The sequence below is a fragment of the Streptomyces sp. NPDC001401 genome (assembly GCF_042895385.1).
In the GTDB taxonomy this organism is placed as follows: Bacteria; Actinomycetota; Actinomycetes; order Streptomycetales; family Streptomycetaceae; genus Streptomyces.
Window position 1 is genome coordinate 1,155,036 of sequence record NZ_JBIAWI010000001.1, and the last position, 22,706, is coordinate 1,177,741.

The following is a 22,706-nucleotide window of genomic DNA, read 5'->3' on the forward strand; positions in this document are numbered from 1 at the left end:
GGCCCCGTTGCGGGGGCGAATCCCGCAGATTGAGCGGGCGGAGCGGGCACGGGCGATGGACAGTGGGCAGCGGTCATGGGCCTCACATACATGGCACATTGAGCGCCAGCAGAGCAGCCCTTCCCTCCGTCATACGGAGTTCACTCAGCGCCGCGTTGCGCAACTGCGGGAAGACTCGGCGGTATTCACCCAGAGGGATCGACAGCAACTCGCACAGCACCAGGCGGAGCAGGGTGTTGTGGGCGACGACGAGGACGCGTTCGCCCGACTGGGCGGAGGCGATGCGGCGTAGGGCCTCGGCTCCGCGCTCCGCGGCTGCCCTGGGGTCCTCGGCGCCCGGGAACGGGTTGGCCACCGGATCCGCACGGAAGGCCTCCGCCGCCTTCGGGTGGTCGGCCGCGAACTCGGCGAGGGTGCGGCCCTCCGCCGCCCCGAAGTCGCATTCTCGCAGGTCGGGTTCGCGGTGCGGGGTGAGGTCGAGGGCACGGCAGGCGGGGGCGGCGGTGATGACGGCTCGGGACACCGGGGACGTCCAGATCGCGTCGACGGGGTGGGCGGCGGCCCAGCGGCCGAGGGCTTCGGCCTGGGCGCGGCCCGTGTCGGTGAGGGCGATGTCGCTCACGCCCGCGTAACGGTTCTCGGCGTGCCAGACGGTCTGCCCGTGGCGGGCCAGCAGGAGGGTCGTGCTCATGAGTCCGAAGTCTTCCCGTGGTTCGCGGTGTCCAGGTCGAGGCGCGCGTGTGCGTGTGCCGCCACCGGTGCCGGCAGCCAGCCCCGCGCCGCCAGTTCGTCGACGAGACGGGCGTACGGCTCGGCGAAGAGAGCCGTGCGGTCGGGGTCCGGTTCGAGGACCGTACGGATGCGGACCATGCGGTCGGTGATGTCCGCCAGGGAGCCCGCACCCGTCCCGTACGCCGCGAGTGCCGCCATGCCCAGCACCGGTTCCGTCTGTGTCGGTACGCGGGCCGGGCGGCCCAGGATGTCGGCGCGCAGTTGGTTCCAGTACGGGCTGCGGGCGCCGCCGCCCGTGAAGGTGAGCGGGCCGTCGAGCGGGGCGCCCAGGTGGTGCAGGTAGTCCAGGCAGAGGCGTTCGGTGAAGGCGACGCCCTGGAGCAGCGCGGCCCACAGGTCGGCCTCCCCGTCGGGCTCGCCCAGGACCAGGGCGGAGGCGTGCGGCGCCAGGAACGGGAACCGTTCGCCGGGCGACACGAGGGGGTAGGCCACCGCGCCCGAGGGCTCGTGGGCGGCCGCCCGCGCGTCCATCGCGGCGGGGTCGGCGCCCGCGAAAGCGGCCGTCAGCACGCCCGCCCCCACGCTCGACGCCCCGCCGGGCAGCCAACTCCCGTCCGGTGCACGGTGGTTGTAGACCACGCCGGTCGGGTCATGGACGGGGGCCGGGGAGGCGCCCTTGAGGACGAGCGTCGTGCCGAGCACCGAGTTCCAGGAACCGGGGCGGAGGGCGCCGGAGGCGATCTGGGCCGCGCAGCCGTCGGTCATCCCGGCGATCACCGGGGTGCCGGCGGGGATGCCGGTGGCCTCCGCGGCGGCCGGGCAGACCTCGCCGAGCGGGGTGCCGGGGCGGACGACGTCGGGGAGGGCGCCCCTGGGCAGGCCCATGACGTCCGGCCAGGCCTCGCGCTCCACGTCGTAGGCCGTCTTGAGGGCGTGACTGGAGTCGGTCGGCACCGGTGCGCCGACGAGCCGTGCGGTGATCACGTCGGGCTGGTGGGTGATGCGGCCCCGCCCGTAGGTCTCGATGAGCCATCGCGCCTTGGGCAGCGCCCAGGTGTCCTGCACGGCCAGCCCCGCCCCGCGCGCCCACGCCCCCTCGGCCGCCGCCCGCCCGTCGTCGTACATGAGCGCCGGGCTCAGGGGCCGCCCCTCGCCGTCCGTCAGCAGCACCGTCCCGGACGTCCCGCACACCGCGAGCCCGCCGATCCGTACCCCCGAAAGGGGACCGATCGCCGCCTGCGACGCCGTACACACGCCTTCCCACCACTCCCCCGGGTCCTGCTCGTGCCGCTCCCCCACTCGGAGTCCACCGAGCGGTGCCGAGCCGCTGCCGAGGACCGTGCCGTCCCCGGTGACCGCCAGCACCCGGACGCTCTGTGTGCCCAGGTCGATTCCCAGCCACACCTCGCCTGCACCCTCATCCGTCATCCGCGCCTCCCGGCTCTTCTTGCTCGTGGCATCGCGGCCGAGTCTGTGAACTTCACACCCTCACTCGATATTGACCCGAGTTTTTCCCTTGCGCGAGGGATTGACGCGCAACTTCCGCCGTTACACCCTCTGTTAGCGAGTCGACTCAACGTGTTAACCCAGACAGCGCACCGGGCCCAACCCCACGCGGAGGTCACGGATGGACACGCACGTGCACGACCGCCGACGCTTCCTCGCCCTCACCGCCGGGGCCGCGGCGACCCCGTTACTCGCGGCCTGCGGTGCCGGCTTCGGGGGCGACAGCAAGAAGAGCGACGGCTCGGCCGCGGACGACGTCACCGGCTCCTTCGACTGGAAGCGGGAGAAGGGCAGGACGGTCAAGGCCCTGCTCAACAAGCACCCGTACACGGACGCCCTGATCGCCGACCTGAAGTCCTTCACCGCCAAGACCGGCATCAAGATCGAGTACGACGTCTTCCCCGAGGACAACTACTTCGACAAGCTCACCGTGGACCTGTCGAGCGGGCGCGCCTCGTACGACGTCTTCATGCTCGGGGCCTACATGGTGTGGCAGTACGGGCCGCCGGGCTGGCTCGAGGATCTCGGGCCCTGGATGCGCAACTCCTCGGCCACGGAGGCCGATTGGGACCAGGCCGACTTCTTCCCGAACCTTCTCCAGGCCGACCAGTGGTCCCTGAAGGACGGCGCGCCCCTCGGCCAGGGCGGCCAGTACGCGCTGCCGTGGGGCTGGGAGACGAACGTCGTCGCCTACAACACGGAGGTCTTCAAGAGGCTCGGCCTCAAACCGGCCGAGACGTTCGACGAGTTGCGCGAGATCGCCGGGGTCATCAAGAAGAAGGCTCCAGGCGCCGGTTACGACGGCATGTACGGGATCGCCGTCCGCGGATCGCGCAGCTGGGCCACCATCCATCCCGGCTTCATGACCATGTACGCCCGCAACGGCCTGCACGACTTCACCGTGCACGGCGGCAAGCTCAAGCCCGCCATGAACACCCCGGAAGCCATCGCGTTCACGCAGGACTGGGCGGGCATGGTCAAGCAGGGCGGGCCGCCGTCGTGGACGTCGTACACCTGGTACCAGTGCTCCAGCGACCTCGGCGCGAAGAAGGCGGGCATGCTCTTCGACGCGGACACGGCGGCCTATTTCCAGGCCGTGGCAGGGGCCTCCCCCGCCTCCGGGAAGATCGCCTTCCATCCCGGGCCGAAGGGGCCGGGCGGCTCCCTCGCCACCAACATGTGGATCTGGTCGCTCGGCATGAACGCCAAGTCCAAGAAGAAGAGCGCCAGTTGGCTGTTCCTGCAGTGGGCCACCGGCAAGGAGCATCTGCGCAAGGCCGCCATCACCAACAACCACATCGACCCCGTGCGGAAGTCGATCAGCCAGGACGCCGCCTACAAGGACAAGATGAAGCACCTGCCCGGCTTCATCGAGACCTTCGAGACGGTCGTCGACCAGACGAAGATCCAGTTCACCCCGCAGGCACAGTTCTTCGACGCGACCACCAGCTGGGCCGCGTCCCTCCAGGAGATCTACGGCGGCCAGAACGCGAAGTCGGTGCTGAACGGGCTGGCGGGCGATCTCGCCTCCAAGGTGGGCTGAGCGGCGATGGGCTGGCGGCTCACCCTGCGACCGTACTTCCTGATCGTGCCCGCGCTACTGCTGACCTGCGGAATCCTCTACCCGTTCGGGCTCGGGCTCTACTACACGCTGTTCGACTTCTCGGCGAGCAAACCGCAGCCGGACATGGTGCGGTTCCACAACTACGAGACCGTCTTCACTCAGGACGCCTTCTGGAACTCCGCGTGGGTGACCGTCCTGTACGCCGTCGGGGCCGCCGCCGTCGAGACCGTGCTCGGGGTCGCCGTCGCCCTGCTGCTGCACCGCTCGTCGATCGTCGGGCGGATCCTGGAGAAGATCCTCATCCTCCCCCTCATGATCGCCCCGGTGATCGCGGCGATCATGTGGAAGCTGATGCTCCAGCCGTCGGTGGGGGTGGTGAACCACCTGCTGAAACCCTTCGGACTGGGGGGAGTCCAGTGGACGGACACCCCGACCGGCGCGCTGCTGTCGTCGATCGCCGTCGACGTCTGGGTCTACACCCCGTTCGTGGCGATCCTCGCCCTGGCCGGTCTGCGGTCGCTGCCCACCTCCCCGTTCGAGGCGGCGGCCGTGGACGGCGCGGGCTGGTGGTACACGTTCCGGCGGCTGACCCTGCCGATGCTGTGGCCGTACGTCCTGGTCGCGGTGATCTTCCGGTTCATGGACTCGCTGAAGGTCTTCGACATCATCTACGCCCTGACGGAGGGCGGGCCGGGCGACTCGACCGTCGTCCTGCAGATCCGCGCCTACCTGGAGGCGATCCGCTTCCAGCGCTACAGCTTCGGCATCAGCTACACGATCGTGCTGTGGGCCGTCGTCTACCTCGCGGCGATGGTGCTCGTGCGCCACCTCGGCAAGATCCAGCGAAAGGCGGCCGAGGCCAAATGACCGTCAGGAAACGGCTGTTGGGATGGCTGGCGGACCTCGCCCTCATCCTCTACTTCGTCTTCGCGCTCTTCCCCATCGCCTGGATGGTGATCCTCTCCCTGAAGCCCGCGAACCAGCTCTTCAGCACGTACTTCTCCTTCACCCCGACCCTCGGCTCCTACCGGACCGTGCTCGGCGACAGCGAGGGCATCCCCTTCGTGCGGTTCTTCGTGAACAGCCTGGTGGTGTCCGTGGGCGCGGTGATGCTGTCCCTCGTCGTCGGGCTGCCGGCGGCGTACGCGTCGGCGCGGTGGCGGTTCAAGGGCTCGGACAACCTGATGTTCACGCTGCTGTCGTTCCGGTTCGCACCCGAACTCACCGTGATCATCCCGCTGTTCGTGCTCTACCAGAAGCTGGGCCTCTTCGACACGTACGTCGGCATGATCTGGGTGCTGCAGCTCGTCACCCTCCCCCTCATCGTGTGGATCATGCGGTCCTACTTCGCCGATCTGACACCGGAGCTGGAACAGGCGGCCCTGCTGGACGGCTACACGCGCAAGCAGGCCTTCTTCAAGGTGGCGCTTCCCCTGGTCAAGCCGGGCATCGCGGCGGTGTCGCTGCTCGCCTTCATCTTCGCCTGGAACAACTTCGTGTTCCCGCTGATCCTCACCTCCAACGAGGCGCAGACCGTGACCGTCGGCGCGCTGTCCTTCCTCGGCGGCGACCGGCCCAAGTACAACCTCACAGCCGCGGCGGCACTCGTCTCCGTCGTACCGCCGCTGCTGCTGGCCCTCACCATCCAGCGGTATCTGGTGCGGGGGCTGTCCTTCGGGGCGGTGAAGTCGTGATCGGGCTGCGGGGGATCCGGAAGACGTACGGCAGGGTCACGGCCCTGGACGGCCTCGAACTCGACGTCCGTGAGGGCGAGTTCTTCTGCCTGCTCGGGCCGTCCGGCGCCGGCAAGACGACGACACTCAAAACCGTCGCGGGGCTGGAACAGCCCGACTCCGGCACGGTCCTGCTCGACGGGAAGGACATGCAGGGCATCGAGCCCTACGACCGGGGCGTCGCGATGTGCTTCGAGAGCTACGCGCTCTATCCGCACCGTTCGGCGTACGACAATCTCGCCTCGCCGTTGCGCTCGCCCCGCCACCGCCTGCCCGCCGCCGAGGCCCGCGACCGTATCGCCGCGATCGCCGAACTCCTCGGAATCGGCGGCCTGTTGGACCGCCCGGTAGGACAGCTCTCCAACGGCCAGCGGCAGCGGGTCGCCCTCGGCCGGGTCCTGGTCCGCCCGGCCCGCGCCTTCCTCCTCGACGAACCCCTCTCCCACCTCGACGCCAAACTCCGGCAGCAGATGCGTGCGGAACTGAAAGCCATCGGCGCGGTGCAGAACACGACCACGCTCTACGTCACCCACGACTCCGTCGAGGCGCTGGCGCTCGGCGACCGGATCGGGGTGATCCGGGAGGGGCGGATCGTGCAGACGGGGACGCGCGAGGAGATCTGGTACCGGCCCTGCGACACGGAGGTCGCGCGGGCCTTCGGGCGGCCGCGGATCAATCTGCTGCCGGGGGCCGTCGCGGCCGACGGCGGTTTCCGGTCGGCGGACGGGAAGGTCGAGCTGCCGGTCAGAGCCGCGGCCGCTCCCGGTACGGAGGTGCTGATCGGCGTCCGGCCTCGTGATCTCACGCTCGGCGAGGGCCCTGGGCACGAACTCACGGGCACGGTCTACGTCACCGAGGTGCTCGGCCGGTCCGTCGAAGTCACTGTGCGGATCGGCGAGCAGCACGTCTCGCTGGTCGCCCCACGCGCCGACACGACCGGGCTGCGGCCCGACGATCCGGTGCGGCTGACGGTCCGGCCTGAGAACCTGCTGCTGTTCGAGGCCGACGGGCCCCAGGGTCCAGGACGACTGATCGGGACGCGATGAGCAGCAACAGCAGCAGCGGTGGCAGCGCACACCAGCAGGGGCCCGCGGCCCGGCAGGCCGCCATGGCCGAGCAGGTCCTGGCCGACGGTTCGGCGACCGCGGCGGAGCTCGCCGAGCGGTTCGGGGTGAGCCTGATGACCATCCACCGGGACCTCGACGAGCTCGAACGGCAGGGCATCGTAAGGAAGTTCAGGGGCGGGGTGACCGCCCAGCCGTCCGGCGTCTTCGAATCCAATGTCCAGTACCGGCTGAAGACCATGCGCGCCGAGAAGGCCGCCGTCGCCGAACATGCGCTGCGGTCGATAGAGCCCGGCATGGCGATCATGCTCGACGACTCCACCTCCACCCTGGAGATAGCCCGCAGGCTGCGCCTCGGCGAGATAGCCCCGCTGACGGTCGTCACCAACTTCCTGGAGGCGCTGAACCTGCTCGCCGACCAGCGGGGCATCCATCTGATGGCCCTCGGCGGCGACTACGACCCGCTGCACTCCTCCTTCCTCGGGGTGTCCTGCGTGGAGGCGATCCAGTCGCTCCGGGTGGACGTGTGCTTCGCGTCGACGTCCGCCGTGCACGGGGGTTACGCCTACCACCAGGAGCAGCACATCGTGTCGGTGAAGCGGGCGATGCTCGACTCGGCCGCCCGCAACGTCCTGCTCATCGACCACACGAAGCTCGCCCGGACCGCCCTCCACCGGGTCGTACCGCTGTCCCTTATCGACCTGCTCCTGGTGGACGACGGGGCGTCGGCGGAGGCTCTGCGGGACCTGGACGAGCACAAGGTCAGTTACGAAGTCTGCGCGACGAAGGGCAGAGATGACCGAGCTGGAGCTACGTGATCTGCGCAAGACCTACCGGTCGCGGGGCCGCCCGGCCGTGGACGCGGTGCGCGGCATCGACCTCGCGCTGCACTCCGGGGAACTGCTCGGGCTGCTCGGTCCGTCGGGCTGCGGCAAGTCCACCACCCTGCGGATGATCGCCGGGCTGGAGACGGTGACCGGCGGGGACATCCTGGTCGGCGGTGCCTCGGTGGTCGACCGCCCGGCGCAGCGGCGCAACATCGGCGTCGCCTTCGAGAACTACGCGCTGTATCCGCCGCTGACGGTAGCGGAGAACCTGGCCTTCGGTCTGAAGGCACGCAGGGGACGGGACCGGAAGGACGTCGATCGCAAGGTCGCCGAGATCGCCGACCGCGTCGACCTCACCGGCATCCTCGACGCCCGCCCGGCCGGCCTGTCCAGCGGCCAGAAACAGCGCGTCTCGCTGGCCCGCGCGCTCGTCCGCGAACCGGACGTACTGCTGCTGGACGAGCCCCTCTCCCACCTGGACGCCGCCCAGCGGGACACCACCCGCCGCGAACTCAAGCGCATCCAACGGGACTTGGGGCACACCACCATCCTGGTCACGCACGACCAGGAGGAGGCCCTCTCCCTCGCCGACCGGATCGCCGTGATGAAGGACGGCGTCATCCAGCAGCTCGGCACGCCCTACGAGATCTACGACAGCCCCGCCAACCTCTTCGTCGCGGACTTCGTCGGCGAACCCGCCGTCAACCTCCTGCCCGGCATCGCGGACGCGGACGGCCACGCCCGCCTCTCGGGGTCGGTGCGGATCGCGCTGCCGGTGCCGGTGGCGGAGGGCCGCGAGGTCGTCGTCGGCATCCGCCCGGAGGACCTGCATCTCACCGGCGACGAAGGCATGCGGGCCAAGGTCGTGGCCCACGAACCCCTGCTGGAGGCGGGCATCGCCACCCTCGCCCTCGACGGCGTCGAACGCCCCCTCGTCGTCCTCACCGACCCCGAGGCGCGCCTCACCCACGACGAGCCCGTACGGGTCACCGCCGACGCGCGCCTCACCCATGTCTTCGACGCCGAGACGGGAGACTCCCTGCGATGAGCGAACCTGTGCGTGTCGTCGCCGCCGGCGACCACTTCATCCTGCCGTCGCTCATCACAGCGGCAATCCACCATGAACTCGCCTGTGATGTACGCGAGTTGACCCTCGGCTGGCCACTGGAACCCTTCGGCCCGGTGGCCGAGGTGACGGAGGCCAGCGACGCCGAGGACGAGCTGATCGACGCGCTCGCGGGGGCGCAGGTGCTGGTCACCCAGATGGGACCGGTGACGGAGCGCGTCCTGGACTCCTGCCCGGACCTACGGCTGGTGGTCGTGTGCCGGGGCGGCCCGGTGAACGTCAACCTGGACGCGGCCAAACGGCACGACGTCCGCGTCTGCTTCGCCCCCGGCCGCAACGCCGCCGCCACCGCCGAGTTCACCGTCGGCCTGATGCTGGCGGCCCTGCGGCGCATCCCCCAGGCCCACAACCTCCTTGCCGGGCAGAGAAGTTGGCAGGGGGCGACTTACTACACGTACGAACACAGCGGGCTGGAGCTGGAGGACCTGCCGGTCGGGCTCGTCGGCTACGGGGCGGTCGGCAGCCGGGTCGCCCGCGCGCTGTGTGCGTTCGGTGCGCAGGTGATGGTCTACGACCCGTATGTGCGCGGCGAGATTCATGGGCTGCGGGTGTCCTCGCTGGACGAACTCCTGCGGCGTTCCCGGGTGATCACCCTGCACGCCCGGCTCACCGCCGAGACCCGCGGGCTGATCGGCGCGCGGCAGCTGGCGCTGCTTCCCCGGGGCTCGGTGGTGGTGAATGCGGCCCGCGGGCCCCTCCTGGATGAGGACGCGTTGTGCGACGCGCTCGAGAGCGGGCAACTGGCGGCTGCCGCCCTGGACACGTACGTGACGGAGCCGGTTCCGGGGGGTTCGCGGCTGTTCGGGCTACGTGACCGGGTGGTGATGACACCCCACCTGGGCGGGGCGTCCCGGGCGGTGGCGGAGAAGGCGGCACGGATCGCTGCGGGGGAAGTTTTGCGGTGGGTGCGAGGGGAGCCCCTCGCGCACGCGTTGACGTGAGTGCCGCTCTGTGCCGTCTTTCGGCTGCGGCCACGTCGTGGCTGGTCGCGCAGTTCCCCGCGCCCCTGTCAGGGCGCTGCAGAACCGCAAAGGAGAGCCGCTATGTATGTCGGGATTGACGTAGGTACGTCCATGGTGAAGGCCGCCGCGTTCGACGGCGGGGGGCGTGAACTGGCCGTCGAGGCAGAGCCGGTGAGGCTCGCGCTGCACGGGGGTGTCGTCGAGCAGGACATGGAGGAGGTGTACTCAGCTGTCGTCGGCGTGCTTGAGAGGGTGACCGCGCGGGTGGAGGAACCCGTCGAGCTCGCCGGGCTGACCGGGCAGGGCGACGGGGTGTGGCTGGTCGACAAGGAGGGGCGGCCGGTGCGGCCCGCGGCCTCCTGGATGGACGGTCGGGCGCATGAGCTGCTCGACCAGTGGCTGGCGGACGGCACGTTCGAGACAGTGTTCCGCCGCACCGGAAGTGCCATGTTCCCCGGCTGCCCGGGGCCGCTGCTGGCCTGGCTCGACCGGTACGAACCGAAGTCCCTCGACGCGGCCGCAAACGCCCTGTACTGCAAGGACATGGTCTTCCGACGGTTGACCGGCGCTCCGCCCACGACGGATGTGTCGGACGCGTCTATGCCGTTCCTCGATCCGCGGACGAGGACGTACGACAACCGGGTGGTGGAGCTGCTGGGCCTGACCCACCGGCGCGGTCTGCTCGCCCCCGTCGGCGACCCGATCGCGACGGCCGAGGCGCGCGGCGAGGGCCTGCCGCCCGGCACGCGGCTGGCGAACGGACCGTACGACCTCCCGTCCTGCGCACTCGGTGCGGGCGTCACGACCCCGGGGGACGGTCTGCTCATCGTCGGCACCTGCCTGGCCAGCCTGGTCGCGACGACCGACCTCGACCTGACCGGCGAACCGGCGGGTCTGTACATCTCCACCGACCGTCCCGGTCACTGGCTGCGTGCCATGCCCGCGATGGTCGGCACGGCGGCCCTGGACTGGGTGCTGTCGACGACGGGCGTCCACCACGAGGAGGTCGACGCCCTGCTCGCCGAGGGCCCGCCCGGCGCGAACGGTGTCCGCGTCCTGCCGTACTTCGCCCCGTCCGGCGAGCGCGCCCCCTTCGTCGAACCCCACCTGCGCGCCGAACTCACCGGTGTCTCCCTGGAGTCGACCAAGGGCGACCTGATCCGCGCGACCTGCGAGGGCATCGGGTACGCCGCCCGCCACTGCCTGGAGGCGGCAGGTCTGACGGGCTCGTTGGCCGTCTGCGGCGGGGGTACGCGCAGCCCCGCCTGGATGCGGTTGCTCGCCGACGTCCTGGGGCGTCCGCTGCGGGTCGTCGAGGGTGAAGTGGGCGCGCGGGGCGCGGTGTTGGCGGCGGCCGAGCGGTACGGTGTCGCGCTGGACGCGGTGGCGTGGACCGAGCCGACGGCGGTCGTGGAGCCGGACGCGGCCCGGGCGGCGTACTACGCGAAGGCCTACGAGGACCATCTGGCGCGGCTGGCTCAGGCGCGGGGCCGGCTGTGATCGCGAGGAGGGGTTGATGTTCTTCAAGGACAAGCACTGCCCGACCTGTGGCGGCAGCGGCACGCAGGTGTTCAGGCCGCTCAGCGCCGAGGAACGGAGGGCGGTCAAGCCGGAGCATCGCCGCTTGACCGACTTGTGGCGCTGCACCGCCGTGGACTGCCGGTGGTACCAGCGCTGGAGCAAGCAGAGCGACGGAGGCCGGCTCCCGGAGGACCTCAAGATTCCGGGAGCCGCCCCCGAGTGACCCCTACAGGTTGCTGAAGTCCGGCCCCGCCGTCCGCGTCCGCTTGATCTCGTAGAAGCCGGGGACCGAGGCGACCGCGAGGGTGCCGTCCCAGAGCTTGGCGGCGTCCTCGCCCTTGGGGGCCGGGGTGACGACCGGGCCGAAGAAGGCGATCTGCTCGCCGTCCGCGCCGGGGACGGCGATGACGGGGGTGCCGACCTCCTGGCCGACCTTCTCGATGCCCTCCTTGTGGGAGGCGCGCAGTTCGGCCTCGAACTCGAAGTCCTCCTGGTCGGCGTAGTCGATGAGGTCGGCGGGCAGGCCGACGTCGGCCAGGGCGCCCACGATCGCCTCGACGGTGGGGCCCTCGCCCTGGTTGTGGATGCGGGTGCCGAGCGCGGTGTAGAGCGGGCCGACGACGTCCTCGCCGTGCTTCTGCCAAGCCGCGGTCACCACGCGCACCGGCTTCCACGCCTTGGTGGCGAGCATCTCCCGGTACTCCTCGGGCAGTTCGTCGATCCGGTTCTCGTTGAGCACCGCCAGGCTCATGATGTGCCAGCGGACCTCTATGTCCCGGACCTTCTCCACTTCCAGCACCCACCGGGACGTCATCCAGGCCCAGGGGCACAGCGGGTCGAACCAGAAGTCGACGGGGGTCTTGGCGGAGGTGGTCGCGCTCTCGGACATGGTTCTCCCAGGAATACGGTCGTTTTCCCAGCCAACACCGGCCATCACCGAGCCCATTCCCGGGTGCCCAGGGTCAGGGGCGCATGGCAGGATCGGTCCTGTTCCGCCACACCCCCAGATGTCCGATATGCCCAGAGGGAGTACCGCCCGTGCCCGGTGAGAATCTGACCCGCGACGAGGCCCGGGAGCGGGCCGCCCTGCTGTCCGTCGACGGGTACGACGTGTTCCTCGACCTGCGTACTGCGGTGGGGGACAGGGCCGGGCAGGGTCCGCGCACCTTCCGGTCGGTGACCACGATCCGCTTCCGCAGCAGCGAGCCCGGCGCCGCCACCTTCGCCGACCTGATCGCGCCCAGTGTGACCTCCGTCTCACTCAACGGGAGAGATCTCGATCCAGGCCAGGTCTTCGACGGCTCCCGGATCCTCCTGGAGGACCTCGCCGCCGAGAACGAGCTGGTCGTCGACGCCGAGTGCGCCTACTCCCGCACGGGCGAGGGCATGCACCGCTTCGTCGACCCCGAGGACGGCGAGGTGTACCTGTACACCCAGTACGAGCCGGCCGACTCCCGCCGCGTCTTCGCCAACTTCGAGCAGCCGGACCTCAAGGCCCCGTTCCGCTTCGAGGTGCGGGCGCCTCAGGGGTGGACGGTCTGGAGCAACGGCGCCGGTGAGCTGGCGGACGGGGTGTGGAGGTTCGCGGAGACGAAGCCGATCTCGACGTACATCACGTGCGTGACGGCCGGTCCCTACCACTACGTCACCGACTCGTACTCCCGCACCTTCGAGGACGGTACGACGCTGGAGATCCCTCTCGGCGCCCTGTGCCGCAAGGGTCTGGCCCCCTACTTCGACTCCGACGACGTCTTTCTCGTCACCAAACAGGGCCTGGACTTCTTCCACGACCACTTCGACTACCCGTACCCCTTCGGGAAGTACGACCAGGCGTTCGTGCCCGAGTACAACCTCGGCGCGATGGAGAACCCGGGGCTCGTCACCTTCCGCGAGGAGTTCATCTTCCGGGGCAAGGTCACGCGGGCCTCGTACGAGGCCCGGGCCAACGTCATCCTGCACGAGATGGCGCACATGTGGTTCGGCGACCTGGTCACCATGGTGTGGTGGGACGACCTGTGGCTGAAGGAGTCCTTCGCGGACTTCATGGGCACGTTCGCGAACGTCGGCGCGACCCGCTTCACCGACGCGTGGATCACCTTCGCCAACCGCCGCAAGGCCTGGGCGTACCGCGCGGACCAGCTGCCCTCCACCCACCCGATCACCGCCGACATCCGCGACCTGCAGGACGCGAAGCTCAACTTCGACGGCATCACCTACGCCAAGGGGGCTTCCGTACTGAAGCAGCTGGTGGCGTACGTCGGCCAGGACGCGTTCCTGGAGGGTGCGCGGCGCTACTTCAAGCGGAACGCGTACGGCAACACGCGCCTCGGCGATCTGCTGTCGGTGCTGGAGGAGACCAGCGGCCGGGACATGGGGAGCTGGGCGCGGTCGTGGCTGCAGACGGCGGGGGTCAACTCGCTCACCCCGCACGTGCTGTTGGACGCGGAGGGCCGGGTCGGCGAGCTGGCGGTGGTGCAGGAGGCCGCCGAGTCACATCCTGAGCTGCGGCCGCACCGGGTCGCGGTGGGCCTGTACCGGCGTTCGGCGGAAGGGGCCCTGGAGCGGTATGCGCGGGTCGAGGCGGACGTCGACGGGCCGCGTACGGTCGTGGCGGAGCTGGCGGGCGTTCAGGCGCCGGAGCTGGTCCTGGTCAACGACGACGACCTCACGTACTGCAAGATCCGTTTCGACGACACCTCGCTGGCCACGCTGCGCGAGCACCTCGGGACGATGACCGACCCGCTGGCCCGCGCCCTGTGCTGGTCGGCGCTGTGGAACCTGACCCGGGACGCACTGCTGCCCGCGGCCGACTTCGTGGAACTGGTGGCGCGCTTCGCGCACCGCGAGTCCGACATCGGCGTCCTGCAGATGCTGCACGCGTGGGCGAACTCGGCGCTGGTCAACTATGTGGCGCCGGCCTGGCGGCGGACGGGCGAGCGGCTGCTGGCCAAGGTCGCCCTGCGGGATCTGCGGGCGGCCGAGCCGGGCAGCGAGCAGCAGCTGGCCTGGGCCCGTTTCTTCGCTTCGGTGGCGGCTGCCGGTCCGGACCAACTGGCGCTGCTGCGCGGCCTGTTGGACGGTACGGAGAAGATCGACGGGCTGGAGGTCGACCAGGAGCTGCGCTGGGCGTTCCTGGAGCCGCTGGCGTCCCACGGGGTCGTGGACGAGGCGGTGCTGGCGGCCGAGCTGGCCCGGGACGACACGGCGTCCGGCAAGCGCCACCAGGTCCGCTGTCTGGCCGCCCGCCCCTCCGAGGCGGTGAAGGCACAGGCCTGGGCGCAGGTGGTGGAGTCGGACGCGCTGTCCAACGCCCTGGTGGAGGCGACGATCGCGGGCTTCGCGCAGCCCTCGCAGCGGGAGCTGATCGCGCCGTACGCCTCGAAGTACTTCGCGGCGATCGAGCGGGTGTGGCGGGATCGGTCGATCCAGATCGGCATGGACGTGGTCCGGGGCCTGTTCCCGGCCTACCCGACGGAGCAGGGCGCGCAGGCGACGCTGGACGCTGCGGACGCGTGGCTCGCGGCCCACGAGGACGCGGCGCCGGCGCTGCGCAGGCTGGTGCTGGAGGCGCGCGACGACCTGGCGCGGGCCTTGCGGGCGCAGGCTTTGGCCAACGATTGATCCGCGTGTGACCGTTACGGAATCCGGTCAATAACACCCGTAACCCCTGGTCCGACCCGAACGGACCAGGGGTTTTCGATGCCCTATCGGCATCCGAACACGCGTCCTTTAGTGCCACCTTGTCCGTTTTTGTCGACGAGCGTGTAACAGCGGTTAGAGGACGGTTGAAGCGCGGGAAACCCCCCGGCATGAACCACAACACCCCGCTCCCCCCGGCCTCCCCCCGCCCCCTCCGCCACCTCGCCGAAGTCCACCGCCGCGTGCTGACGACGGCTCAGCTCCGTGCACACGGCGTCTCGTCCGCGGAGATGAGCGAGCAGTGCCGCACCAGCGGCCCCTGGCAGCAGCTCCTCCCGGGCGTCTTCCTCCTCCACCCGGGCCCGCCGACCAGCGAGGAGCGACTGCACGCGGTGCTGATGTACGCGGCACGCGAGTCGGCCCCCGGAGTGCCGGCGCAGCCGGGCGCGGACGACCCGCACCGACCGGTCTACGCGGAGGCGATGATCACGGGCCTGGCGGCCCTGACCCTGCACGGCTTCACGTCCGCGCCGCCGCTGCTGTCGCTGGAGAAGATCGACGTACTGGTCCCCCGGCTGCGCCGGCTGCGCACGGTGGGCTGCGCACGGATCGTCCGCACGCACGCGCTGCCGACTCCCCAGCAGGTGACGGGAGTTCCGATCGCGCCGGTGCCGCGCGCCCTGGCCGACGCGGTGTCGGAACTGGCGGACGCGGGCGCCGTACGCCGGCTGCTGACGGAGGCGGTGCGCGCCGGCCACTGCGAACCGGCCTCGGTGGTGCGGGCGTTGAACCAGGCGAAGCTGCTGAGCCGCCCGCACGTGGTGGACGCGGTGGACTCCCTGCTGGCCGAGGGCCGCGCGATCGCGGAGGACCGGCTCTACCGGATGGTCCACGACTACGGCCTGCCCGACCCGGTCTGGAACGTGGACCTCCGCCTGCCGGGCGGCCCCCACCTCGGCGGCCTGGACGCCTACTGGCCGGAGCAGGCGGTGGCCGTGGAACTGGACACCCGGGCCCCGCGACAGGACGAGGACGCGCTGTGGTCCGAATACGCCCGCAAGCGGGAGCACTTGGAGCGCCTGGGCATCACGGTCGTCTACATCACGCCCAAGAAGCTCCGCGACTCGATGGAGCAGCAGGCGGCGGTCGTCCGTACGGCGCTGATGGCGTCCGGCGACCGGGAGCCCGCCGCGTATGTCGTGGTGCTGCCCCGGTAGTGACGGACCGGGGCTGGACCAGGAGGGGAGAGGAGGGGCCGCCGGGTGCCGGTGGCCCCTCCTCGTGCGCGTCAGGAGGCCAGGGGCTGTGGCCGCTCGGGTTCGATCACGAGGTCGTAGGTGTCGTCGCCGGTGCCCTCGTCCAGGTAGGGGAAACAGCGCAGGGCGTCGCGGGCCGCGAGGTGCGCCGCCTCGATGACGCCCTCCTTGGTGCCGGGTGCGACCACCAGCGACACGGGGACCGGGTCGACCGGCGGAAAGCAGTCCGCCGGGGCCTTGCGCAGCCCCCACAGCTCGTCCGCGTTGGCCGGCAGGCAGGTGTTGCCGAGCCCGGCACGGATCGCCGCCCGCACGCCGGGCAGGTCCGGGCCCTCGTAGACGCTCCGCCAGGAGAGCCGGCCGAGGGTGACGGAGTTGAGGACGTGGACCCGCAGATTGCAGGGCTCGGCGCACAGGACCAGTGGGAGCGGAGCGCCCGCGTCCACCAAGTGGCGGCCGAACCAGGCGAGTTGTACACGGCCCAGGAACCGGTCCCGGCTGCCGCGCGGCGGCGCCGAGATCAGCGCGAGGTCGAGTTCCCCGTCCGCGACCCGGGCGGTGAGCGGTGCGCTCAGGCCCGTGCGCAGGGCCAACCGGGCGTCGGGGAGTAATCGGGTCAGCCCCGACAGCAGCTCGGGCATGGCTGGTTCGAACTGCTGGGAGATGCCGATCGACAGCACCAGTTCGCGGCGCGGCACGGCGCTGACCCGGGCAACCGTCTCGTCGTTGAGGGCGACCATCCGCCGGGCGTATCCGGCGAGTTCCTCGGCCTGCGGACTGAGCCTGAGCCGCCGTCCGGTACTGATGAAGACGGGGCCGTCGAGAAGGGATTCGAGGCGTCGTATGTGCTGACTCACCGCGGGTTGCGTGAGAGAAAGCCGCTCGGCCGCACGACGGAAACCTCCTGTTTCCAGAATGGTAACGAGGGTACGCAGCTGACCTACATCCAGATTACGGAACATGACCAGGCGCCTTACCCAGGCATGCTGCGCCAATCCCTCCCTTGACTGATTATTGATGAATCCTTTCCGGTTACACGGAGTTGCCGATAACCTTCAATTATTGAAGCAATAAACAACTCTCGTTGGTCCCCTCGACGCCTCTCACCTAGGCTTTTGCCAACCGTCCAACGACGTTTCCAGGGGGAACCACGTGAACAAGTCCGCATACTTCGACGTGCACACGACGATAGAGCGGGTCAGCACGGTAAACCTTCTCGAAAAGCTGGCGGAGGCCTCCGGACCCGATCCGTACCCCATTGTTCGGTACGCCCAGGTCCTCAAGGAACTGCGGAAGAAGTCGGCCACCACCGGAAACGAGCAGCAGCAGATAGAATTCGGCCGACTGGTGGCCAATTCACTGCGGGAACTGGCGGCGGAACTCGGCCTTCCGGAAAACCATTTCTCCGTCGACACCTCGGGCGATCCCCTGCTGGTCCGGGAGGGTGCCGGACAGCACTGGATCCTCCCCACTCACTTCGAGGGCGGCGCCTACTTCAGCGCCCCCCACGCCGACCACCAGTACGCACTGCACGCGGGGCAGATACCCCGCATCAACATCGGCAGGTACGTGCGGTTCGGCAAGGGCAGCGGGATCAACGCCGGCGGCGACATCACCATCGGGGACGGGGCCTGGCTGTCCCCCGGCAGCCTGCTCCTGCGCCAGGACCACAGCGCGTACGGGCGCCCGTCGATCGGCGCACGCACCGTCTCCATGACCCACCAGCCCGCTGTCGTACTGCGCGACTACGCCTGGGTGGGCCGCGACGCCATGGTGGGCTGGAACGCCGACTACCTGGGCCTCGCGAGCGTCGTCGGCACCCGGTCCTTCATCAACGGCTGGGTGGGCGACTACTCCATCGTCGGCGACCACGGGCGCATCCTGCAGTACCAGCCCTTCAAGGCCTTTCTGTTCGGCCGGTACGACCTGACGGTGGAGGAGGTCCTGCGGATCTCCGACTGGGGCCGGGTCGACGAGGACTGGCTGCGCGTCTACGGCGAGGAGAGCGGCCCTCTGCTCGCCGGCGACGGCGCGGACCTGTCCGAACTCGCCGACCTGGTGGAGGAGGTGACCCACCCGCGATCGCGGGCCCTGCTCCTCAAGCCGGACTCGCTGCGGCTCGTACCCCTGCTCGCCCAGGGCCGCCTCGACATCGCCACGCACTCCCCGGACCTCACGCCCCATGCCCTGCAGTGGGCCGGCGACCACAAGGCCCTGCGGATCAGGGTGCGTTCGGACCTCACGACCACCGAGCTGCCCTTCGAGACGGCCGGCACCTTCCACTACAACAAGCGGATCGGCTACGACCTCACGGTCTCGGAACACGCCCCGGACACTCCGGTCGTGCCGCTCGCCGAGCTGGAGCGCACCCTGCTCCAGGGCGGTGTCCTGATCACCGACGTCCGCAATCTGCCGGCCGGCGGCGAGCGGCCCGACAACCTCGTGGAAACCCATGAACTGCTGCTCGGCGGGCGGCAGTACAAGGCGTTCAAGAAGAAGTGACACCCGAGAAGAAGCGACGTTTCAAGAAGAAGCGAGGTGAGTGCACATGAACCGGAAAGTCGCCGGCTCGTACGAACTCGCGGTCGGTTACGCCGACAGCGGCCTGTCCTGGCCGGAGTACCTGGACGGCCTCGCCGGGCACGAGGAGCGGCCGTCACCCCCCGGCACGGTCCCCTTCCTCCCCGCGGAGCGCTCCCGGGCCGCCGTCTACAGCTTCGGCTACACACACGCCGTGGTGAACGAAACAGCGGTGGAGAAGGGGAAGCTGGACTTCTACTACAAAGGAACCGGAGACCTGCTGCGCACCGATGGGGACCCGCTCTCCAGCCCGGTGCCGCTGACCGGCGGCGGCATAGAGGTCGAGTACTGCGCCGTCTACTGCGTGAACAAGGAGGGTGACCCGGTCTACCTCGGCTTCACGCTGGCCAACGACTTCTCCGACGCGGGGCTTCGGCACGCGCGCCGCAACCTGGCGAACCTGTCGAAGCTGCAGCCCACGTCCGTGGCCGCCGAGGTGGTCCTGGACGAACTGCCGCCGTCCAGCGCGGTCAGCGCGTCGATCAGCCGCGACGGCACGGCCGTGTGGGAGCGCCGAGGAACCCTCGGCAGGCGGGAGATGCTCTACTCCCCCCGCGTCCTGGAACGGCTGCTGCTGCGCCGGCGCGGTCTGTTCGAGGCCGGAACGGTCGTGTACCTGCTGCTGGGCTCCTGCATCAGCTCGCACAAGGACGGGGCAGAGTTGCGCGACGGTGACCTGATCAAGATGCGGGACACGTATACGGGGCTGAGCCTCGGGAACGTGTTCTTCGGCTGAGCCGTGCCGGGCCGGGGGCGGCGGACGTCACCGTTCGCCGCTCCCGCCTTCTGCCATGTTCTCGACGACGGCCATGTTCTTGACGACGGCGGGCAGCAGCCCCGGGAACCGCTCCTCGAACTCGTCCGCCCGCAGCCGGGCGCTCTGCTGCTGCCCCTGGTGGCTGCGCCAGATGAGCCCGCACTCCCTGAGGACCCGGAAGTGGTGCGAGGCGTTCGACTTGCTGATGCCCAGGTCGTTGTAGATCACCGAGCACTCGGTCTCACCGCGCTCGGCGAGCAGCGCGACGATCCGCAGGCGCAGCGGATCGCTCAGCCCGTGCATCGCCTCGGCCAGGCTGACGTTGGCCAGTTCGGCATGAAATCTGTCCCGCATGACGTCGACCCTACTGCGCCGGACCCCACCTTCCAAAGGTTCAACGACTCTTGTACCGTTGGACCATGAATCCAAGGATCTACCTCTTAGCCCTTGGCACCTTCACGGTGGGCACCGAGGGATATGTGATCGCCGGAGTGCTCCCGGAGGTGGCCCACGACCTCCACTCGACGGTGTCCGTGTGCGGGCAGATGGTCACGGTCTTCGCCCTGGTCTATGCGATCGCCGGGCCGCCCCTGATCGGCCAGTTCCAGCACGTACCCCTCAAACGGCTCCTCATCTGGGCCGCGGTGGGCTTCGCCGCGGCCAATGTGCTCGCAGCCGTCTCCCCCGACATCGCGACGCTGGCCGTGGCGCGCGTCCTGGCGGCGCTGGGTGCGGCGCTGTTCGCGGCGCCGGCGGCGGCCGCCGCGGCGGCGCTGAGCAAACCCGAGGAGCTGCCGCGCGCGATCGCCGTCACGGCCGGCGGCAACGCGGTCGCCCTCACCCTCGGCGCCCCCATCGGCACGGTGGTGGGCGCGGCGCTGGGCTGGCGGGCGTCCTTCGCCTTCGTGGCCGCGCTGGCGCTCGTCACCGCCCTGGCCGTCCTGGCCTGGCTCCCGGACGTCCCCGGCACGGCGGGCGCGACGACCGGGCGCCTGAACCTGCTGCGCCGGGGACCGGTCCGCTGGGGCCTGGTGACGACGTTCGGTCTCTTCCTCGCGGCGTACACGATGTACACGTACCTGTCCCCCATCGCGCACCGGGCAACCGGCCTGGGCAGTACGGGCGTTGCGGCACTGATGGTCGTGTTCGGCGCGGGCGGCTTCACGGGCGGGCGCCTCATCGGCTCGGTGCTGGGCAAGCACGCGCTGGCGACGGTCCTGCGGACCGTACTGCTGCTCATTGCCGGATTCCTGGCGGTCCTGACGCTGCTGACAGTTGCCCATGTCCCGACGGCGGCCCGGATCGTCGCCTTCCCCCTCCTGTTCGTCTTCGGCATGGCCTGGTGGTCGGGCGGCATCAGCCAGCAGACCCGCCTGGCCGGCCTGGCCCCGCAACAGCGCTCCCAGGCTCTCGGCCTGCACTTCTCGGCCCAGTTCCTGGGCGTAGCGGTCGCCGGAGCCCTCGGCGGTCTGACCCTGTCCACGGCCGGCGCGGCCGGGGTACCCGCAGTGGCGGGCGCGATCGCACTGGCCGCGCTGGTGAGCGTGCGTCAGGTACTGCCGACGGCGCACGACGGCGGGGACGACGGCACAGCGCCGGGCGCTACGACAGGGGCGTCGACGGGAGTACGGGGGTCGACGCGGGTGGAGTGAACGGGACCGCGGCGAGGAGGGGCCGCCGGGCAGCACCTACTCGTCGGCGGGCTCGTGCGTACCCGTGTGAGTCGTCATGCCAGGGCCCGTCCGGCGGCGGCCTTCGCCCGCTCGGCGTACCGGCCGGACAGGACGAACGAGAGGACGAAGGCGCAGGCGGGCGCACCGAGAGTGAACCCGGCCGCCCAGACCCTCACAGCGGCTCAGGCAACCCCGGCTGCACCGTCGCCCGCGTATGCACCCCGTCGAGCAGCGCAGCGTACGCGGCGATCATCCGCGTACGGCTGAACCGTTCACGGCTGGCCGCCAGCGCCGGCGCGAGGTCGGCGCGGGCGGCGATCGCCTCGCCCCACGCCTCCGCGATCGCGCCCGCGTCCGGCGGGGTGACGAACCCGTGCCCCGCCACGATCGCCGCGCTGTCGCCGACGTCCGTGGCCACCGGTACGGCCCCGCACATCATTCCCTCGACGAGGCAGAGCGGGGCCGCCTCGCCCCAGGACGAGGTCAGCGCCACCACGTCCGCAGCGGCGTACACGTGCTCCATGTCGTGCCGTACGCCCAGCCGGTGGAGCCGGTCCACCAGCGACCGGTCGCCTCCGAACGCGGCCTCGATGTCCGCATCCAACCCGGGGTTGACCGGCGTCATCCCCGCGCCGCACATCAGCGCGTGCCCCTCGGGCTCCCGCGCCAGCCACTCCCGCGCCGCCCGCAGGAACAGCGGGACGTTCTTCATGGCGTCGTAGCGGGCGGCGAAGACGACCACCGGGGCGTCGGCCGGGATGGTGAGGGACGTGCGCAAGGCCAGGCGGCGGGCCGGGTCGGGGCGGAACCTCTCCAGGTCCACGCCGTTCGGGATGACGTGCAGCAGTTCCCCCGGCACCCCCGCCGCCTCGTATGCCGCCCGCGTCGACTCCGCGCAGCACACGCAGGCCACGACCGTGCCGTCGGCGATGGCGGCCTTCAGCTCGTCCAGGGCGGCGCCCTGGTTCTCGGGGTCGGAGCGGTGGAGGCAGACCACGACCGGGCGGCGGGGCAGACCTGCCTGGTTCAGCAGCCTCAGCGGCTGCTCCTTCAGGGACAGGATGACGTCCGCGTCCGCCGTCGCCCGTGCCGTATCGGCCAGTTCCGGGCCGGTGAAAACGGCCGGATCCCCGCTCGCGCCGGCCGGGCCGAAGCTGCGGCCCAACGACGTGACGCCGACGCCCGCCGCGGTCAGCGACCGGTAGCACGCGTCGTCCTCCATGCGCTGCCGGGTGGCCTCGCGATGCACCTCGCCGTGGATGCTCAGCACGCGATGGTGCTGGTCACCCTCCTGAAGTCCGAGTACGACGTCACTGTGAACGATCCGGGCTCCGCCGGAGAAGAAACCCTCGTAGACCGAGAGCACGTGCAGTCCGCGCCTCGCACGCACACGACCACCCGCCTTGCGATAAATCGAGCCATCCCCGAGAACTGCGGGTTAGCCGATATGAGGCGGCATGAATATTGCGTACGGATTAACTCGGCGCTTCGTGTCGGAGTCCTCTCGATTACACCCGGCATTTGTTTACACGGAAGTGTGAAGCGCCGATCATTTGGCGGCCGGGTAAGAATAGCCCGTGATTTTTCGGCGGCCCGGCAGAGGCCGCCGCTGCCGGGAGTCGTCGGGTACGACCGGCGCGTGCGGCAGCGCCGAGAAGACGCCGGCCCTGTCGGACCAGTCCGCGAAGACGCCGGAGAGCAGCTGATGGGGCTGGGTCGGTCGGGAGCTCCTGATGGATGCCATGGTTCGAAGGTAGGGAGAAATG

General features: G+C 70.2%; 22 protein-coding genes. 14 read left to right on the forward strand and 8 right to left on the reverse strand.

Features of this window, described 5'->3' with window-relative positions; translation table 11 throughout:
- Positions 1-82: 82 nt before the first annotated feature.
- On the reverse strand, positions 83-691 hold the full coding sequence (locus ACFY10_RS05305) for a histidine phosphatase family protein (RefSeq protein ID WP_390663680.1): 609 nt from the start codon (positions 689-691) through the stop codon (positions 83-85).
- Positions 688-2,160 carry an FGGY-family carbohydrate kinase gene (locus tag ACFY10_RS05310; protein WP_390663681.1) on the reverse strand — a complete coding sequence of 491 codons (1,473 nt, stop codon included), beginning with the start codon at positions 2,158-2,160 and terminating at the stop codon, positions 688-690. The genes ACFY10_RS05305 and ACFY10_RS05310 overlap by 4 nt, the downstream gene beginning before the upstream one ends.
- A 199-nt stretch (positions 2,161-2,359) precedes the next feature.
- Here ACFY10_RS05310 and ACFY10_RS05315 point away from each other — a divergent pair, with 199 nt between their 5' ends.
- The 9 genes from ACFY10_RS05315 (at position 2,360) to ACFY10_RS05355 (ending at position 11,258) form a co-directional block, all read left to right on the forward strand.
- Positions 2,360-3,781, forward strand: coding sequence for an ABC transporter substrate-binding protein (locus tag ACFY10_RS05315; RefSeq protein WP_390663682.1), 1,422 nt, complete (start codon positions 2,360-2,362; stop codon positions 3,779-3,781).
- Positions 3,782-3,787: 6 nt separating this feature from the next.
- Positions 3,788-4,669 (forward strand): carbohydrate ABC transporter permease, encoded by an 882-nt coding sequence (locus tag ACFY10_RS05320; protein WP_390663683.1) that lies wholly within the window; start codon positions 3,788-3,790, stop codon positions 4,667-4,669.
- Entirely contained in the window at positions 4,666-5,496 is an 831-nt protein-coding gene (locus ACFY10_RS05325; RefSeq protein WP_390663684.1) for a carbohydrate ABC transporter permease, read from the forward strand. The genes ACFY10_RS05320 and ACFY10_RS05325 overlap by 4 nt, the downstream gene beginning before the upstream one ends.
- Positions 5,493-6,581 (forward strand): ABC transporter ATP-binding protein, encoded by a 1,089-nt coding sequence (locus ACFY10_RS05330; protein WP_390663685.1) that lies wholly within the window; start codon positions 5,493-5,495, stop codon positions 6,579-6,581. Before ACFY10_RS05325 ends, ACFY10_RS05330 begins: the two co-directional genes overlap by 4 nt.
- On the forward strand, positions 6,578-7,417 hold the full coding sequence (locus ACFY10_RS05335) for a DeoR/GlpR family DNA-binding transcription regulator (protein WP_390663686.1): 840 nt from the start codon (positions 6,578-6,580) through the stop codon (positions 7,415-7,417). The genes ACFY10_RS05330 and ACFY10_RS05335 overlap by 4 nt, the downstream gene beginning before the upstream one ends.
- Positions 7,395-8,474 (forward strand): ABC transporter ATP-binding protein, encoded by a 1,080-nt coding sequence (locus ACFY10_RS05340; RefSeq protein ID WP_390663687.1) that lies wholly within the window; start codon positions 7,395-7,397, stop codon positions 8,472-8,474. The genes ACFY10_RS05335 and ACFY10_RS05340 overlap by 23 nt, the downstream gene beginning before the upstream one ends.
- The gene (locus tag ACFY10_RS05345) at positions 8,471-9,493 is read left to right on the forward strand and encodes a 2-hydroxyacid dehydrogenase (protein WP_390663688.1); all 1,023 of its coding nucleotides are present in this window, start codon (positions 8,471-8,473) and stop codon (positions 9,491-9,493) included. The genes ACFY10_RS05340 and ACFY10_RS05345 overlap by 4 nt, the downstream gene beginning before the upstream one ends.
- Before the next feature lie 102 nt (positions 9,494-9,595).
- A complete protein-coding gene (locus ACFY10_RS05350) occupies positions 9,596-11,014 on the forward strand; it encodes an FGGY family carbohydrate kinase (protein ID WP_390663689.1) in 1,419 nt (472 codons plus the stop codon).
- A gap of 16 nt (positions 11,015-11,030) precedes the next feature.
- On the forward strand, positions 11,031-11,258 hold the full coding sequence (locus ACFY10_RS05355) for a hypothetical protein (protein ID WP_390663690.1): 228 nt from the start codon (positions 11,031-11,033) through the stop codon (positions 11,256-11,258).
- A 3-nt stretch (positions 11,259-11,261) separates the two neighbouring features.
- On the opposite strand, the gene ACFY10_RS05360 is transcribed toward ACFY10_RS05355, so the two are convergent.
- The gene (locus ACFY10_RS05360) at positions 11,262-11,924 is read right to left on the reverse strand and encodes a DsbA family protein (protein ID WP_390663691.1); all 663 of its coding nucleotides are present in this window, start codon (positions 11,922-11,924) and stop codon (positions 11,262-11,264) included.
- A 149-nt stretch (positions 11,925-12,073) separates the two neighbouring features.
- Here ACFY10_RS05360 and pepN point away from each other — a divergent pair, with 149 nt between their 5' ends.
- Together pepN and ACFY10_RS05370 are read left to right on the forward strand one after the other, a co-directional pair.
- The gene (gene pepN, locus ACFY10_RS05365; RefSeq protein ID WP_390663692.1) at positions 12,074-14,656 is read left to right on the forward strand and encodes an aminopeptidase N; all 2,583 of its coding nucleotides are present in this window, start codon (positions 12,074-12,076) and stop codon (positions 14,654-14,656) included.
- Positions 14,657-14,844: 188 nt separating this feature from the next.
- Entirely contained in the window at positions 14,845-15,891 is a 1,047-nt protein-coding gene (locus tag ACFY10_RS05370) for a hypothetical protein (protein ID WP_390663693.1), read from the forward strand.
- 71 nt (positions 15,892-15,962) lie between these two features.
- On the opposite strand, the gene ACFY10_RS05375 is transcribed toward ACFY10_RS05370, so the two are convergent.
- Positions 15,963-16,892, reverse strand: a complete 930-nt coding sequence (locus ACFY10_RS05375) for a LysR family transcriptional regulator (protein WP_390663694.1) — start codon at positions 16,890-16,892, stop codon at positions 15,963-15,965.
- A 190-nt stretch (positions 16,893-17,082) separates the two neighbouring features.
- Between ACFY10_RS05375 and ACFY10_RS05380 the strand changes: the two genes are divergently transcribed.
- Positions 17,083-18,432, forward strand: coding sequence for an acyltransferase (locus tag ACFY10_RS05380; RefSeq protein WP_390663695.1), 1,350 nt, complete (start codon positions 17,083-17,085; stop codon positions 18,430-18,432).
- Between the two features lie 46 nt (positions 18,433-18,478).
- The gene (locus ACFY10_RS05385; RefSeq protein WP_390663696.1) at positions 18,479-19,246 is read left to right on the forward strand and encodes a hypothetical protein; all 768 of its coding nucleotides are present in this window, start codon (positions 18,479-18,481) and stop codon (positions 19,244-19,246) included.
- A gap of 27 nt (positions 19,247-19,273) precedes the next feature.
- Here ACFY10_RS05385 and ACFY10_RS05390 read toward each other — a convergent pair whose 3' ends face one another.
- Positions 19,274-19,621, reverse strand: coding sequence for an ArsR/SmtB family transcription factor (locus ACFY10_RS05390; RefSeq protein WP_390663697.1), 348 nt, complete (start codon positions 19,619-19,621; stop codon positions 19,274-19,276).
- A 65-nt stretch (positions 19,622-19,686) separates the two neighbouring features.
- Between ACFY10_RS05390 and ACFY10_RS05395 the strand changes: the two genes are divergently transcribed.
- Positions 19,687-20,919, forward strand: a complete 1,233-nt coding sequence (locus ACFY10_RS05395; protein ID WP_390663698.1) for an MFS transporter — start codon at positions 19,687-19,689, stop codon at positions 20,917-20,919.
- A gap of 74 nt (positions 20,920-20,993) precedes the next feature.
- On the opposite strand, the gene ACFY10_RS05400 is transcribed toward ACFY10_RS05395, so the two are convergent.
- The 3 genes from ACFY10_RS05400 to ACFY10_RS05410 form a co-directional block, all read right to left on the reverse strand.
- Entirely contained in the window at positions 20,994-21,116 is a 123-nt protein-coding gene (locus ACFY10_RS05400; RefSeq protein ID WP_390663699.1) for a hypothetical protein, read from the reverse strand.
- Positions 21,113-22,306, reverse strand: coding sequence for a glycosyltransferase (locus tag ACFY10_RS05405; protein ID WP_390664140.1), 1,194 nt, complete (start codon positions 22,304-22,306; stop codon positions 21,113-21,115). Before ACFY10_RS05405 ends, ACFY10_RS05400 begins: the two co-directional genes overlap by 4 nt.
- A gap of 183 nt (positions 22,307-22,489) precedes the next feature.
- On the reverse strand, positions 22,490-22,684 hold the full coding sequence (locus tag ACFY10_RS05410; RefSeq protein WP_390663700.1) for a hypothetical protein: 195 nt from the start codon (positions 22,682-22,684) through the stop codon (positions 22,490-22,492).
- Positions 22,685-22,706: the final 22 nt, after the last annotated feature.

Excerpts from the sequence above, each read along its gene's own strand:
- ACFY10_RS05350 (WP_390663689.1), top strand. The coding sequence starts at position 9,596 with ATGTATGTCGGGATTGACGTAGGTACGTCCATGGTGAAGGCCGCCGCG.
- ACFY10_RS05360 (WP_390663691.1), bottom strand. The coding sequence starts at position 11,924 with ATGTCCGAGAGCGCGACCACCTCCGCCAAGACCCCCGTCGACTTCTGG.
- ACFY10_RS05305 (WP_390663680.1), bottom strand. The coding sequence starts at position 691 with ATGAGCACGACCCTCCTGCTGGCCCGCCACGGGCAGACCGTCTGGCAC.
- ACFY10_RS05325 (WP_390663684.1), top strand. The coding sequence starts at position 4,666 with ATGACCGTCAGGAAACGGCTGTTGGGATGGCTGGCGGACCTCGCCCTC.
- ACFY10_RS05310 (WP_390663681.1), bottom strand. The coding sequence starts at position 2,160 with ATGACGGATGAGGGTGCAGGCGAGGTGTGGCTGGGAATCGACCTGGGC.
- ACFY10_RS05385 (WP_390663696.1), top strand. The coding sequence starts at position 18,479 with ATGAACCGGAAAGTCGCCGGCTCGTACGAACTCGCGGTCGGTTACGCC.
- ACFY10_RS05345 (WP_390663688.1), top strand. The coding sequence starts at position 8,471 with ATGAGCGAACCTGTGCGTGTCGTCGCCGCCGGCGACCACTTCATCCTG.
- ACFY10_RS05355 (WP_390663690.1), top strand. The coding sequence starts at position 11,031 with ATGTTCTTCAAGGACAAGCACTGCCCGACCTGTGGCGGCAGCGGCACG.
- ACFY10_RS05370 (WP_390663693.1), top strand. The coding sequence starts at position 14,845 with ATGAACCACAACACCCCGCTCCCCCCGGCCTCCCCCCGCCCCCTCCGC.
- ACFY10_RS05410 (WP_390663700.1), bottom strand. The coding sequence starts at position 22,684 with ATGGCATCCATCAGGAGCTCCCGACCGACCCAGCCCCATCAGCTGCTC.
- ACFY10_RS05395 (WP_390663698.1), top strand. The coding sequence starts at position 19,687 with ATGAATCCAAGGATCTACCTCTTAGCCCTTGGCACCTTCACGGTGGGC.
- ACFY10_RS05375 (WP_390663694.1), bottom strand. The coding sequence starts at position 16,892 with ATGTTCCGTAATCTGGATGTAGGTCAGCTGCGTACCCTCGTTACCATT.
- ACFY10_RS05340 (WP_390663687.1), top strand. The coding sequence starts at position 7,395 with ATGACCGAGCTGGAGCTACGTGATCTGCGCAAGACCTACCGGTCGCGG.
- ACFY10_RS05320 (WP_390663683.1), top strand. The coding sequence starts at position 3,788 with ATGGGCTGGCGGCTCACCCTGCGACCGTACTTCCTGATCGTGCCCGCG.
- ACFY10_RS05335 (WP_390663686.1), top strand. The coding sequence starts at position 6,578 with ATGAGCAGCAACAGCAGCAGCGGTGGCAGCGCACACCAGCAGGGGCCC.
- ACFY10_RS05315 (WP_390663682.1), top strand. The coding sequence starts at position 2,360 with ATGGACACGCACGTGCACGACCGCCGACGCTTCCTCGCCCTCACCGCC.
- ACFY10_RS05390 (WP_390663697.1), bottom strand. The coding sequence starts at position 19,621 with ATGCGGGACAGATTTCATGCCGAACTGGCCAACGTCAGCCTGGCCGAG.